This is a genomic window from Ruegeria sp. A3M17 (assembly GCF_003318255.1).
Classification (GTDB): domain Bacteria; phylum Pseudomonadota; class Alphaproteobacteria; order Rhodobacterales; family Rhodobacteraceae; genus Ruegeria.
The window spans coordinates 269751-283604 of record NZ_QOCF01000014.1 but is presented as its reverse complement, the minus strand read 5'-3'; the positions used below and the strand labels follow the sequence as shown (position 1 = coordinate 283604).

At 58.2% G+C, this 13854-nt stretch carries 11 protein-coding genes and 1 pseudogene; 4 read left to right on the top strand and 8 right to left on the bottom strand.

Going from position 1 to position 13854, the window contains the following annotated elements; genetic code table 11:
* Nucleotides 1-12: 12 nt before the first annotated feature.
* Nucleotides 13-150, bottom strand: a pseudogene (locus tag DS906_RS08785) (acetyl-CoA C-acyltransferase); the annotation flags it as partial.
* 189 nt (nucleotides 151-339) lie between these two features.
* Between DS906_RS08785 and DS906_RS08780 the strand changes: the two are divergent.
* Nucleotides 340-2829, top strand: a complete 2490-nt coding sequence (locus tag DS906_RS08780; RefSeq protein WP_233494735.1) for a hypothetical protein — start codon at nucleotides 340-342, stop codon at nucleotides 2827-2829.
* Between the two features lie 159 nt (nucleotides 2830-2988).
* On the opposite strand, the gene DS906_RS08775 is transcribed toward DS906_RS08780, so the two are convergent.
* Complete coding sequence (locus tag DS906_RS08775) at nucleotides 2989-5271, bottom strand: adenosylcobalamin-dependent ribonucleoside-diphosphate reductase (RefSeq protein ID WP_113789809.1); 2283 nt, start codon at nucleotides 5269-5271, stop codon at nucleotides 2989-2991.
* Between the two features lie 114 nt (nucleotides 5272-5385).
* Between DS906_RS08775 and DS906_RS08770 the strand changes: the two genes are divergently transcribed.
* Nucleotides 5386-5817 carry a DUF1489 family protein gene (locus tag DS906_RS08770; RefSeq protein WP_113789808.1) on the top strand — a complete coding sequence of 144 codons (432 nt, stop codon included), beginning with the start codon at nucleotides 5386-5388 and terminating at the stop codon, nucleotides 5815-5817.
* On the opposite strand, the gene hisG is transcribed toward DS906_RS08770, so the two are convergent.
* From hisG to hisS, 3 genes are read right to left on the bottom strand one after another with little or no spacing between them, the layout of a single operon-like run.
* Nucleotides 5818-6507, bottom strand: coding sequence for an ATP phosphoribosyltransferase (gene hisG, locus DS906_RS08765; RefSeq protein ID WP_113789807.1), 690 nt, complete (start codon nucleotides 6505-6507; stop codon nucleotides 5818-5820).
* Nucleotides 6504-7592, bottom strand: a complete 1089-nt coding sequence (locus DS906_RS08760; RefSeq protein WP_113789806.1) for an ATP phosphoribosyltransferase regulatory subunit — start codon at nucleotides 7590-7592, stop codon at nucleotides 6504-6506. The genes hisG and DS906_RS08760 overlap by 4 nt, the downstream gene beginning before the upstream one ends.
* A gap of 3 nt (nucleotides 7593-7595) precedes the next feature.
* Nucleotides 7596-9083, bottom strand: coding sequence for a histidine--tRNA ligase (gene hisS, locus DS906_RS08755; protein ID WP_113789805.1), 1488 nt, complete (start codon nucleotides 9081-9083; stop codon nucleotides 7596-7598).
* A 131-nt stretch (nucleotides 9084-9214) separates the two neighbouring features.
* On the opposite strand from hisS, the gene DS906_RS08750 reads away from it, so the two are divergent.
* On the top strand, nucleotides 9215-9409 hold the full coding sequence (locus tag DS906_RS08750; protein ID WP_113789804.1) for a SlyX family protein: 195 nt from the start codon (nucleotides 9215-9217) through the stop codon (nucleotides 9407-9409).
* A gap of 4 nt (nucleotides 9410-9413) precedes the next feature.
* Here DS906_RS08750 and DS906_RS08745 read toward each other — a convergent pair whose 3' ends face one another.
* From DS906_RS08745 to dnaE, 3 genes are all read right to left on the bottom strand, one after another.
* Entirely contained in the window at nucleotides 9414-9782 is a 369-nt protein-coding gene (locus DS906_RS08745; protein WP_113790030.1) for a YmgD family protein, read from the bottom strand.
* 5 nt (nucleotides 9783-9787) lie between these two features.
* The gene (locus DS906_RS08740; RefSeq protein ID WP_113790029.1) at nucleotides 9788-10006 is read right to left on the bottom strand and encodes a YMGG-like glycine zipper-containing protein; all 219 of its coding nucleotides are present in this window, start codon (nucleotides 10004-10006) and stop codon (nucleotides 9788-9790) included.
* An 85-nt stretch (nucleotides 10007-10091) separates the two neighbouring features.
* Nucleotides 10092-13592 carry a DNA polymerase III subunit alpha gene (gene dnaE, locus DS906_RS08735; RefSeq protein WP_113789803.1) on the bottom strand — a complete coding sequence of 1167 codons (3501 nt, stop codon included), beginning with the start codon at nucleotides 13590-13592 and terminating at the stop codon, nucleotides 10092-10094.
* On the opposite strand from dnaE, the gene DS906_RS22170 reads away from it, so the two are divergent.
* Nucleotides 13591-13734, top strand: a complete 144-nt coding sequence (locus DS906_RS22170) for a hypothetical protein (RefSeq protein WP_158541305.1) — start codon at nucleotides 13591-13593, stop codon at nucleotides 13732-13734. The genes dnaE and DS906_RS22170 overlap by 2 nt on opposite strands.
* Nucleotides 13735-13854: the final 120 nt, after the last annotated feature.

Below are 13854 nucleotides of genomic sequence, written 5' to 3'. Positions count from 1 at the left end.
AGGAAACATGGCTTAGGCGACTTCAAACAACGCTGCCGCCCCCATGCCTCCGCCAACACACATGGAGGTCACCACGTATTTTACGCCACGACGCCTCCCCTCAAGCAGAACGTGCCCGACTTGTCTCGCGCCCGTCATGCCGTAGGGGTACCGATCAGCACCGATATGCGAAACCTTGCCGAGCAGTGGCACGCGCCAGGCAAGGTCGATCGCGCGGTGCGTTTCATGATTGCATCCGGCAGGCCGGAATTCAGCGACCTTGTTTGGCCGCTTGTCACACACGCGGACGATCAGGTGCACCTGCCGGCGCTCCGGGCGGCGAAGCATTTTCGCCCTTCCGTGCTTGGGAACGACACACCGACGCGAATTGCATCGCTGCCATCGGAAATCCGCAAGCATGTACTGCATGAAATCGCAGCGAACAGCGGAAATGATGGCCTCGACCTTGCGACCGCAATCGCAAGGAGTGACAGCGATCCGGAGGTAAAAGCGACGGTTGTCGATGCGCTATCATTTCGACGGGCGGATCGCCACGTCGCTGACTTAATAAAGGAAGCGGGCGAAGCGACTTACGACATCCTCGCCCAAAAGGGCTACCTCGACCACATTGCCGTTGACGCCGTCCAGCAGGAACTCCAGAGAGCGCGCGAACGGCGCAGTACTGGCGGAATATCGCACATTGAGCGCCTGCTTTCACTCGTCTACTCGCCAGGCGGAGATGAATGCTACGCCGACGTTACCGAGATTGTTGCTGAAATGGAATTCGACCGTAAGCGCGATGGCGATAGGTATCTATTGTACGAAGTAAGAAATCGCTATCCACAGGCTCTCGCTGTCGGGTTGCTGCGCCGCGTGCGTGAACGCCGCGAGCTCATCTACGGCGCGGATAATATTCTTGCCGCCGCCGGGTTCGTCCTTGAGGACGACGAACTGCTTGGAATTGCCCTTGAAGAAACAAATCGCCACGACGACCACGCTGAAGCTGCCTCCTCAGTGCTTGGACCAATTGCTGTTGGTCGGCTAATCGACGCGTACCTTACTGCTAGGAAGGTCGTGCGCGACGCTAACGGAAAATACAATCAGGCTGCGGGAGATCGCTATCACGGTCTGCGCGCCCGTATCGGTCACACACCGGGCGCAAGTTTGGTGGCCGCCGTTCAGGTGCGGGCAGTAAACGCTAACAATGAGGATATCGTCCAACTGGCCGAGCTGTTTTCCCGTGGGACCTATGGTGACGAAGACCGGGCGCGACCCTTCAATGAGGAAGGGTTGACCGCAATCGGCGTGTTGGCGCGCGAATGGGCCGAGCGCATGCTTGCCGCTGGGGATGAGAAGCGTTTGCGAATAGCCACCATTGCAACGATGATGAGCCACGCGCCGTCCGTCGAACATCTTACAATCTTGAAGAGAATGCTTGACGACAATTTACGTCGCTATCGAGCTTTCCGCGAAAAAGCTACCGCGAGCGGCTGGAGGGATAGAGACGCGGTGCACGAAGCGCAGCATCCACACTTGCACGAATACCAACGGGCGTTCATGGCGATCAATGCACAAGAGACAGCTATGCTGATGCATGAGTACTTGACGGATGAGCATTTTGGCGAGTTGGCGGCTCGTGTGCTGGCTGCCCAGTGGTTTGAGGCGAACGAACCCAAGGACGACAAAAAATTCCGCATCGGCGTAGATTTCTCGCGCGTGGAAGCACGCCGGGAGGCCCTCGTCGCCGACCCCAATGCGACATCGGTCGAAGCAGAGGCGATCTTCGGCGCAATCGAGACCTTGATTGTCGATAGTTCGTCGGATGCGCATGCCAAGCTGGCAGTTTCGCTAGGCATTGTCGGAGCACGCCTCCCCCATGGCCAGCGTGACGCGACGATCCAGAAGCTCATTTCTCTCGCGCCGAGGCAAGCGCGCGCAGCCTTGTTATTGTCGCTGGTCCTCTCTGGCGAGGGCATCAACATCAAGCTCGTAGCCGACGGCATAGCTGAAACATTTGAGGCGGCCAAGACGGAGACTTGGATTCTGACTGAAAGCGACGCGTATCAGCTACGCGACTGGTTGCGCCTTTTGCCATTCGCCACACCTGTCACCGGTCTGCCCGCCATCGTGCGCCGCATGCCGGACGCGCAGCGCGAACCACGAATGCTCGAAGAGATGGTTGGCGGACTCTCCGCTTCCTGTTCGGACGACGCAGAAGGCGTGACTTTCACGCTCGCAGAAGAAGACCCGCGTCTCTATCAGAACCATCAGTGGCGAGCGACCGCGATGAGGTTCAACACCGTATCCGCCGCGCGCCGCCTTGTTGACTTGACCGTCAGCGGAGCTCTCGACGGCAAGTTATACGACGGATGGCATTGGCAACGCGAATTGGGTGGCCTAATCTCGGAGTTCTCAGAGGTTCGCGCCTATGTCCACGACCTCCTGAAGGATGGACCGACAACGAAGCAGCTTGCCTCGTTAGCTAGCGCAATTGCCGAAGACCCTGGCGTGGACGGTTTGGTGATGCTGATCGGTTTCACTACGGAAACCGGGCAATCATACGTGGGTCGGCAGGCGATCGAAAGCGTTGTCTCTGAGCGCGTTCCCTCCGAAGATTGGCAAGGTGCCTACGATATCGTTCCGATTGTAGCGACCGAGCTGCGTCGAAAGCTCCTGGCGATGACGGGCAGAGGCGGCGAGGATTCTCTTGCCGCCCGCTGTCTCAACCTCATAGACCAGCTCCGAGACGAGTACGGCGCTCCAGAATCGGAGCCACGCCATCCAGATCTTGCATCGGGGCGCCGTTGGCCAATCTTGAAGCCCAATCCCGATGCAGGGGACGGGAACTGATTTGGCAGGCGAGCATCCATGTTCGCCAGTTCCAACCTGAAATCAATCGGCCCCGGATTACATCCGAGGCCGTTTCTTCATCTGATTTACAAAAAATGACCTATTGAAACGTTTAGGTCATCTCGCGTGACACGCCACACGACGTCAGCCACTGCAGCCTCAGCCACATTTTGAATGACCGCAGCTGCGGCAGGTCATGCAGCCCTCGATCATCACCATGTCGTACTGGCCGCAGGATGGGCAGGCTTTGCCGCGTGGCGCGTCCATGTTGACGACCTGCGCCTGGGGGTCGGATTTGAGCGCCATGCCCTCGCCCTCAAGAAAGCCAATATTGATCATGTGCTGTTCGATCACGCCACCAATTGCGGCCAGGATCGACGGGATATACTTGCCCTGAACCCATGCGCCACCACGCGGGTCAAACACGGCCTTCAGTTCTTCAACAACAAAAGACACATCCCCACCCCGGCGGAACACGGCCGAGATCATTCGGGTTAGCGCTAGCGTCCAGGCGTAATGCTCCATGTTCTTCGAGTTGATGAACACTTCGAACGGACGACGACGGCCACCAATGACAATATCATTGATCGTCAGATAGATCGCGTGCTCGCTATCGGGCCATTTCAGTTTATAGGTCGACCCTTCCAGAGATTGTGGGCGATCCAGCGGCTCCGACATGTAGATCACGTCGCCACCATCAATTTCATGCGGCGCGCTTGCACTTTCACCCGGCGCTTTGTCTTCGCTTTCTGACACGGTCAGGACGGACCCCGTCACATCGTTCGGACGATAGGTCGTGCACCCTTTGCACCCCTGATCCCAGGCCTGCATGTAGACATCTTTGAAAGCGTCAAAGCTGATGTCCTCGGGGCAGTTGATCGTTTTTGAGATCGAGCTGTCGATCCATTTCTGCGCCGCCGCTTGCATCTTGACGTGATCGGAGGGGGACAGCGTCTGCGCGTTGACGAAATAGTCTGGCAGTTCCTTGTCGCCAAACTTGTCGCGCCACATCTGCACGGCGTAGTCCACGACCTCTTCTTCAGTGCGCGAGCCATCCTTTTGCAGGACCTTCCGCGTATAGGCATAGGCAAAGACCGGCTCGATCCCTGACGACACATTCCCCGCATAGAGAGAAATCGTACCGGTCGGTGCAATCGAAGTCAGCAAAGCGTTGCGGATACCGTGTTCGCGGATCGCATCGCGCACATCATCATCCATCTGCTGCATCGTGCCGCTTTCCAGGTATTTCTCGGCATCAAACAAGGGGAACGCCCCTTTTTCCTTCGCCAAGTCGACCGACGCCAGATACGCGGCGCGCGCAATTGCTTTCAACCAGCGTTCGGTCTGACGCGCGCCCTCGTCCGAGCCATAGCGCAGACCCAGCATCAGCAGAGCATCCGCCAACCCGGTCACACCCAGCCCGATACGGCGCTTGGCCTGCGCCTCGGCGGCCTGTTCGGGCAGCGGGAACTTCGACGCGTCCACAACATTGTCCATCATGCGAACGGCTGTCGCGACCAGCTCTTGCAGGGCAGCCTCGTTCAGATGGGCCGCATCCTCGAACGGTTCGACCACAAGGCGGGCCAGATTGATCGACCCCAGCAGGCACGCGCCATAAGGCGGCAACGGCTGCTCGCCACATGGGTTCGTCGCCGCAATGGTTTCGGCGTAGCTGAGGTTGTTGGCCTTGTTGATCCGGTCGATGAAAATCACGCCCGGTTCGGCATAGTCATAGGTCGCCTGCATGATCTTGTTCCACAGATCACGCGCTTGAATGGTGTGATAAACCTTGTCGTCGAACACCAGCTCCCACGGGCCATCGGCTTTGACAGCTTCCATAAAGGGATCGGTGACAAGCACAGACATGTTGAACATGCGCAGGCGTGCGGGATCAGATTTGGCTGTGATGAACTGTTCGATATCCGGGTGATCACAGCGCATGGTCGCCATCATCGCGCCACGGCGTGAACCTGCGGACATGATGGTGCGGCACATCGCGTCCCAAACGTCCATGAACGACAGTGGCCCCGACGCGTCCGCTGCTACACCATGCACATCCGCGCCACGTGGGCGGATGGTCGAGAAATCATAGCCGATCCCCCCACCCTGCTGCATGGTCAGCGCGGCCTCTTTCAGCATGTCAAAGATACCGCCCATACTGTCCGGCACCGTGCCCATAACAAAGCAGTTAAACAGCGTCACACGTCGCGCAGTGCCTGCACCTGCGGTGATACGGCCAGCGGGCAGATATTTGAAATCTTCCAGCGCTTCGAAGAACTTCTGCTCCCAATGCGCGGGGTCTTTTTCAACCTGCGCAAGATCGCGAGCGATACGCCGCCAGCTGTCCTCGACCGTCTGGTCAATGGGCGTGCCATCAGCCTGTTTGAAACGATATTTCATGTCCCAGATCTGCTCGGCGATGGGGGCGGCAAAGCGGCTCATTGGTGATTCCCTATTCTGAAAGAGGTATCCAGACTATCACCCACTATACCTTGATGACAATCGCACATGGGCTACAATGGATAGATAGTCGATGGACGACTCTGTGGGAAAGCTGTGGATAAATTCGTAAACCTCATAAAACTTTCGGTTGGATCGGAAAGCGTCGACACGCTGATGGAGTGGCAAGACAGCCGCAAGCCGCTTTATGAAGACGGCTTGCCGCGCCACGTCACCCGCATGTGGCCCAAGCGCGAGGCCGAGATTCTGAACGGCGGATCAATCTATTGGGTGATCAAGGGTGTTGTACAGTGCCGCCAGAAGATCCTACGGATGGACGAAGTGCGCGGCGAGGACGGTATCCGCCGCTGCGCCATCGTGCTGGACCCTGAGGTGCACCGCACACAGAACGCTCTGAAACGCCCGTTCCAAGGGTGGCGATACCTTAAACCCGAAGATACCCCTGCCGATCTTCCCAAAGGACGGGCCGAGGATGATTCTCTGCCCGACGATCTGAATCGCGCGTTGGCGGACATCGGCGTGCTGTAATCAGTTCAGCCGGTCAAGCAGTTCGGAAAGAACCTCTTTTTCACCCACACCATAGCTGGCAACCCTACTACGCCACAGCGTGGCTTGTGATTGCAGGATCAGGCCGTCCGACAGGATTTTTAGGTGGTTTGCGCGCAATGTCTCACCTGTCGAGGTGATATCGGCAATCGCCTCGGCGGTTTCGTTCATCACGGTGCCTTCGGTTGCGCCCTGGCTATCGACCAGAGTGTAATCAGCAACCCCCGCGTCCGTCAGAAACTCGCGCACCAATCGGTGGTATTTGGTCGCAATCCGCAACCGGTGCCCGTGGGTTTTGCGAAACGCTGCAGCGGCAGCATCGAGATCGTCCAAGGTTTCGACATCGACCCAACAGGCAGGTGTGGCAATGATCAGATCGGCTTTGCCGAAACCAAGCGGCGATATCTCTTCAATCTGTTGCTCCCAGCGTGGTAGTTTCTCATGCACCAGATCGGTTCCGGTAACCCCCAGATGAATGCGCCCCGCTGCCAGTTCGCGGGGGATTTCACCCGCCGACAACAGGATCAGAGAGACGCCGTCGATCCCTTCGACCTTACCAGCGTATTCCCGGTCTGATCCGCTGCGCGACAATGTGATGCCTCGCTTTTCGAACCACGAGAAGGTTTTCTCCATCAATCGGCCTTTTGAGGGCACGCCCAGTTTCAAGCTCATTGCGCGGCCTCCTCGATTTCCAGCATCAGGTCCGGGCGCAACACGCCGCCAACAGCTGGAATTTCGGCCCCATTGCCCAATTGACGTGTCAGCGCATCGTAACGCCCGCCGGTGGCAATCGGTGGCAAATCGGGTCGTCCTTCGGCATAAAACCCAAAGACAAACCCGTCGTAGTACTCCATCGACGTACGCCCATAGGCCGCCTCGAAATCCAGCCGGCTCACATCAACACCACGCGCCTGCAGCGCGGCAATTCTCGCCTCAAGCCTGTCCAGCGCCGGGGTGATCTGAGGCAGGTCGACGGCCACATCCCGCAACTGCTCCAAAGCGAAGGGCATGGTTTCCCGAACGGTCAGCAGAGATTCCAGGCCTGCAAGCTCGTTGTCGGAAATCGGCGGCGTCTCACGATCTTCGCGCAACGCGTCGATGCGCGCCTCGATCTCGGCAGCGCGGCGTTTTCCGATCATAGGAACCTCAAACCCCATCGGGTCTGCGGCCTCCAAAAGCATTGTGCGGTGCTCCGGCTCGGGCTTTCGCCCGGCGAACCGGTCCAGTAGCACGCGGAACCGACGTGGACGCCACAAATGGCGCATCAAAGCGGCCTTGCGCCGATCCGTGGTGCGCAGCCCCTGAACAGCCGCCGTCAGGATGCCGATGTCACCGGTCGCCGCGCGCAGGGGCAGCCCCCGCAATTGCAAGGCAAACAGCGAAAACACCTCGGCATCCGCCCCTGCAGGATCATTGCGCTCAAAAACCTCATATCCGACCTGAATGTATTCGTTGGACCGATCCGGGTCATGCTCTTGCCGACGAAACACTTCACCTGAATAGGTATAGCGCGCGGGTTCAGCCCCGTCGGTCATGTGCATCTGCACGACGGGCAAGGTGAAATCCGGGCGCAGCATCTGCTCACCTCGCAACGCATCCGAAGTCACGTAAGCACGCGCGCGGATGTCTTCGCCATAGAGGTCCAGCAATGTTTCAGCCGGTTGCAGCAGGGGCGTATCCACAACCTGCGCCCCGGCAGCTTCGAACCGGACACGCATCATCGCGGCGCGGGCCTGTATCTGGGAACGGTTGGGCATCGGTCAGTCCTGACTGTCCAGAATTTCGCGCACTTTGGCGACCAGATCACCCCGTGACACTTCGAACTGGCTGGGGCGTTCTTTCCATTCCTCGAGCGTGGCGCTTTCGGCAATCTTCGCGCCCAGGATCAGGTCCTTGATCTGAACGATCCCGTTGGCCTTTTCGTCACCGCCCTCGATCACTGCAATCGGAGAGTTCCGTTTGTCCGCATATTTCAGCTGATTACCGAAGTTCTTGGGGTTGCCCAAATAGACCTCGGCCCGAATACCGGCATTGCGCAGTTCCGCCACCATCGCCTGATAGTCGGCCATCCGGTCGCGATCCATAACGGTCACGACTACAGGACCCGTGGCCTGTGCGGCGATCCTGCCTTTTTCACGTAGGGCAGCCAGCAGACGGTCGACGCCGATGGAGACGCCGGTCGCCGGAACTTCCTGCCCGGTGAAGCGTTTGACCAGATCGTCATAGCGACCACCACCCGAAACCGATCCGAATTGCCGCTTGCGGCCTTTCTCATCGAAAATCTCAAAAGTCAGCTCAGCCTCATATACCGGCCCGGTATAGTAACCCAGACCGCGCACGACCGAAGGGTCAATCTCGATCCGGTCCGCGCCGTACCCGCCCGCATCCAGCAGCGCACCGATCTGTTCCAACTCCGCAATCCCGTCCGCACCGATCTTGCTGTCGCCAACAGCAGCACGCAGGTTGGCCAGCGTTCCGGCGGTTTCGGCGGCCTTGGAGGTTAGAAACGCGATCACCGGCTCAGCCTGATCCTCGCTCAGACCAACCCCATCAATGAACGCGCCTGAGGCGTCCAGACGGCCTTTGGTCAACAGCTCTCGCACGCCCTGCTCGCCAACTTTGTCGAACTTGTCGATGGTGCGCAGAACGTTGTCGCGGGCAGTGGCGTCTTCGCCGAGGCCCATCGCCTCAAGCACACCATTCAGAACCTTGCGGTTATTGACCCGTACCAGATAGTCGCCGCGCGGAATGCCGACGGTCTCAAGCGTGTCCGACAGCATCGCGCAAATCTCGGCGTCAGCGGCCATCGAGGCCGTGCCCACCGTATCCGCATCGCATTGATAGAACTGACGATAGCGCCCCGGCCCCGGCTTTTCGTTCCGCCAGACTGGTCCCATCGCATAACGACGATAAGGCGTCGGCAGATCGTTGCGGTGCTGCGCGTAAACCCGGGCCAAAGGCGCGGTCAGGTCATAGCGCAGGGCCATCCAGTCGCCCTTGTCATTCTCGTCAACTTCCTGCCACGCGAACACACCCTCGTTCGGGCGATCTACGTCAGGAAGGAACTTGCCCAGCGCCTCGACGGTTTCAACCGCGCTGCTTTCCAGGGCGTCAAACCCGTAACGATGATAGACGTCCGCAATAGCCCGCAGCATCTCGGTGCGCTGCGTGACTTCCTGGCCGAAATAGTCGCGGAACCCTTTTGGCGTTACGGCCTTGGGGCGGGGCTGTTTCTTGGGCTTGGCCATGTGGGACGTCCTTGGGAGTTTCCTTGTTCCGCGCGCGGTCTATCCCATGGCCTGCATCGGGGCAAGGCGCGCTTTCGCTGGCCATGCGCTGTCCGGGTCGCTATGACCAGCCTAAGACACAGGAGTCCCCTATGCAGCATCTGGAAGAGCAGATCGCCCATCTTGCCCGTACGGTCGAAGACCTCAACTCGGTCGTCACCCGCCAACAGGACGAGATTGATCGTTTGACACGCCGTGTCGAATTGCTGATGCGCCGCGAAGGCGAACGGGCGCAGGAAGGCTCGGGCGGGATCGTTTTGGGCGATGAACGCCCGCCGCACTATTGATGACTTAGAGTCCCAGCGACGTTTTCACCGCGTTGTCGACCACGCCACCCAAAAGGGCATCCTTATCCGCGGCACATCCTTCCGACAGCGCGGCTATGAACGCTTCACGCAGCTGGGCTTTTTCCTCATCCGTGGTTGCATGATCTTCGATATTAATCTGGCGATTGTGGAGAGATAGGGCCGTCATCTTTCCAACAACAGTCACAACAAAGGCTTCGTCGCTATCCGCTTCTTCTGCAATCGAGGCGCAGGTATAGTGCATGACGGGCAATGCATCCTGTACCATCTGCTCAGCCGCCTCATCGGCCGCAGCCACACACGGAGCCGCCAGGATTGCGGCACAAACTGACATTTTGAATTTGAAAAAACGCATCACCATCACTTCCAGTTATGTCCAATAATGGCTCCGGCCACGCCACCGATCGCTGCGCCTTTTCCGTCACCGACAATCGCACCAACACCTGCGCCGATCAGCGCACCCTCAAGGGTCTTCTTTTTCTTCTTGTCGTCCGCCGACGCGACTGAGGCTGCAACCAAGGCCAGCGAAGCCGTCCCTCCAAACAAAACTCTTCTGAAATTGAGACCTGCAATTGTCATATCAACACCCTCCTGCGGCATGACCCAAAGACATCTCTGTCAGGTTAGCCTAGCGGGGTGCTAACTGTCTGGCAACAAAGAGAGGTCAGATCTCTTCGACGGACAAAATACCTTCCAGCGATTTTATCGCGCCTTTGATCTGCGGGTTGATCGGAAACTCAACGCCCAGATCCATTTCGACATCACCCGGCAGACTTGGGTCGAGCAACAACAATTGGATCGGCCCGCGCGCCGCGCCTTTGGTGGCAGTTGCGGCATCCTCAAGAACTTTTGCTACGGTTGGCACCGCTTGAGCTTCGTCAACAAAGATACGCAATCCTGTTGCACCGGCTTCTGCCACCACGGAATCCGCCGGGCCGACCGAGCGACCCAGTAGTTTGAGCTGATCCGCCTCCATCGTCGCTTCGGCGGTCAGCACTACCTGTGCTCCGGTTTCCAGATACTCGCGGGATTTTTCGAGCGTTTCTGAAAACAGAGTGACCTCGTACGCGCCCGTCGGATCCGACAATTGCGCAAAGGCGAACCGGTTTCCACGCGCGGATTTACGCTCTTGCCGTCCGGCAACAACACCAGCCATTTTGGCGATAAAGGGGCCAGAGCGTGCTTTTTCTGTCACCTCATCCAGCGTCAGCACCTGCTTTCGCTTCAGCGCGGGCATATAGTCGTCCAACGGATGGCCCGACAGGTAAAAACCGATGGCTTTGAATTCTTCGCTCAGACGTTCCGCCGGTAACCAATCTGGCGAAGGTGACAGGCGCGGTTCAGGCAGGTCGTCCCCCGCCTCACCAAATAGCGAGACCTGGTTCGAGTTCTTCTGGTCATGGATGGCGGCCGAATACTGCACTAGCGGATCAAGGCTTTCGAAAACGCGACGGCGGTTCTTGTCGAGCTGATCGAAGGCCCCTGCCCGCGCCATCATCTCTAGCGGGCGCTTGCCGACCCTCTTCAGATCAACCTTGCGGGCAAAGTCGAACAGGTTCACGAACGGCTTGCCTTCGCGACCAGCAACCACAAGGTTCATCGCTTCGACACCCACATTCTTGAGCGCGCCCAGCGCATAGATAAGGTGCCCGTCCACCACGTCGAATGTCGACAGCGACCGGTTCACGCAAGGCGGTACATAAGGCAGTTTCAGCCCTTTGCGGACCTCTTCGAAGTATACGGCCAGCTTGTCGGTCAGGTGGATATCGCAGTTCATGACACCGGCCATGAACTCAACCGGGTGGTTCGCCTTCAGCCAGCCTGTTTGATAGCTGACAACCGCATAGGCGGCCGCGTGGGATTTGTTGAAGCCGTAGTTGGCGAATTTATCCAGCAGGTTCCAAACCTCGGTCGCCTTGGCCTCATCCACATCGTTCTCAGCAGCACCCTTGAGGAACTTGGGCCGCTCTGCGTCCATCGCCTCCTGGATTTTCTTACCCATCGCACGACGCAGCAGATCCGCACCGCCAAGGCTGTAGCCCGCCATTTCCTGGGCGATCTGCATCACCTGTTCCTGGTAGACGATGATGCCCTGAGTCTCGTCCAGAATATGATCGATAGACGGGTGCAGTGTGTCCCGCTCGCTCAGCTTGTTCTTGACCTCGCAGAACTTGGGGATGTTCTCCATGGGACCAGGACGGTAGAGCGCGACGAGGGCAATGATATCTTCGATACAGTCAGGCTTCATCCGCTTGAGCGCATCCATCATGCCCGAAGATTCCACCTGGAACACCGCCACGGTCCTGGCCGCCGAATAAAGTTTGTACGTCGCCTCATCATCCAGCGGGATGGCGTTGATCTGGTTCTCGGCCCCGTCTGCGGGTTCATAAAGCTCGGTTCCGTCGGCGGCGACGTGCAATGGACGGTTGGATTTGAAGATCAGATCCATCGCGTTCTGGATCACAGTCAGCGTCTTCAGACCGAGAAAGTCGAACTTCACCAGCCCGGCCTGTTCCACCCATTTCATGTTGAACTGAGTGGCAGGCATGTCGGATCGCGGGTCCTGATACAACGGCACCAGCGCGTCCAGCGGGCGGTCTCCGATGACCACTCCCGCCGCGTGGGTCGACGCGTTTCGCAGCAACCCCTCGACCTGCTGGCCATAAGTCAGCAGGCGATCGACAACCTCTTCGTTGCGCGCCTCTTCGCGCAGACGGGGTTCATCTTTCAGCGCCTTCTCGATGGAGACGGGTTTGACGCCTTCCACCGGTATCATCTTGGACAGGCGATCCACCTGCCCGTATGGCATCTGCAGAACGCGCCCGATATCCCGCACGGCAGCTTTCGACAGCAACGCACCAAAGGTGATGATCTGCCCCACCTTGTCGCGGCCGTATTTCTGCTGCACGTAACGGATCACCTCTTCGCGGCGGTCCATGCAAAAGTCGATATCGAAGTCCGGCATCGAAACCCGCTCCGGGTTCAGGAACCGTTCGAACAGCAGCGAATAACGCAGCGGATCAAGGTCAGTAATCGTTAGCGCATAGGCCACCAGAGATCCCGCGCCCGAGCCACGCCCTGGCCCCACCGGGATGTCCTGATCCTTGGACCACTGAATAAAATCGGCAACAATCAGGAAGTAGCCGGGGAACCCCATGCCTTCGATGATGTCGAGCTCAAAATCCAGACGCTCTTGATATTCCTCTGGCGTTACTGCGTGCGGGATCACTGCCAGACGTTTTTGCAAACCATCATTCGCAATACGGCGCAGCTCGGCAACCTCGTCATCAGCGAATTTCGGCAGGATCGGATCACGACGATAGGCCATGAACGCGCAGCGCTTGGCAATCTCAATGGTATTCTCAATGGCCTCGGGCAAGTCGGCGAACAAGGTCGCCATCTCCTGCTGCGACTTGAAATAGTGTTGCGCGGTCAGGCGGCGGCGGCCTTCTTGCTGATCGACATAGGCCCCTTCCGAGATACAAATCAGCGCATCGTGCGCTTCGTACATATCTGTGGTCGGGAAATAAACGTCATTGGTGGCGACCAGTGGAAGGTTCTTGGCATAGGCCATTTCCACATGGCCACGCTCGGTCAGACGTTCTGCCTCTGGCTGACCGCCCTCACCCGGATGACGCTGGAGTTCGATGTAGAGGCGGTCGGGGAACATCGCTGACAACCGGTCCACCAAGGCCTCAGCCGCAGGGCGTTGACCCTGCTGCAACAACATCCCAACAGGTCCATCCGGTCCACCGGACAGGCAGATCAACCCGTCAGATCGGTCCGCAAGCTCTTCCAAAGTCACCTGCGGCAACTGCCCGCCCTTGTCCACATAAAGGCACGAGCTGAGCTTCATCAGGTTCTCATACCCGACCTCGGACTGGGCAAGCAAAACCACCGGCGCAGGTGTTTTGGACTTTTCGCCCGGTTGCTCTTGCACATAGGTCAGATCAACCTGACAACCCATGATCGGCTGCACCCCGGCCCCGCTGGCGGTGACCGAAAATTCCAAAGCCGAGAACATGCTGTTAGTATCCGTCACAGCGACGGCGGGCATATCCATCTTCTCACACAGACCGGGCAGCTTTTTCAGCCGCACGGCGCCTTCCAGCAGGGAATATTCGGTGTGAACACGGAGGTGAATGAATCGAGGAATACTGCTCATGACCGCCACGCTATCCCAGCCGCGCGCCCGGCAAAAGCAGGAACCTTGGCTTTGGATTGCCAAAAAGATGGGCTTTGATTATTCGGCTTTTCCAGAAGGTGCTTCGGAGCCCGACAGTAGCCAAAGACAAAAAACGCTTTAGTTTCAATCAGGTGATCCCTAAACGAAGATAACAATCACGCAGCGTCAGAGCTCAATGGTGAATCACATAGGTAGTTTTTCTTGCCAGACAACCTGCGCTGTTTCTAACATCAGATGGCAA

Coding starts and splice junctions, on each gene's coding strand:
- DS906_RS08775 (WP_113789809.1), bottom strand. CDS start 5,271: ATGAGCCGCTTTGCCGCCCCCATCGCCGAGCAGATCTGGGACATGAAA.
- hisG (WP_113789807.1), bottom strand. CDS start 6,507: ATGAGCTTGAAACTGGGCGTGCCCTCAAAAGGCCGATTGATGGAGAAA.
- DS906_RS08760 (WP_113789806.1), bottom strand. CDS start 7,592: ATGCCCAACCGTTCCCAGATACAGGCCCGCGCCGCGATGATGCGTGTC.
- hisS (WP_113789805.1), bottom strand. CDS start 9,083: ATGGCCAAGCCCAAGAAACAGCCCCGCCCCAAGGCCGTAACGCCAAAA.
- DS906_RS08750 (WP_113789804.1), top strand. CDS start 9,215: ATGCAGCATCTGGAAGAGCAGATCGCCCATCTTGCCCGTACGGTCGAA.
- DS906_RS08745 (WP_113790030.1), bottom strand. CDS start 9,782: ATGCGTTTTTTCAAATTCAAAATGTCAGTTTGTGCCGCAATCCTGGCG.
- DS906_RS08740 (WP_113790029.1), bottom strand. CDS start 10,006: ATGACAATTGCAGGTCTCAATTTCAGAAGAGTTTTGTTTGGAGGGACG.
- DS906_RS22170 (WP_158541305.1), top strand. CDS start 13,591: ATGACCGCCACGCTATCCCAGCCGCGCGCCCGGCAAAAGCAGGAACCT.
- dnaE (WP_113789803.1), bottom strand. CDS start 13,592: ATGAGCAGTATTCCTCGATTCATTCACCTCCGTGTTCACACCGAATAT.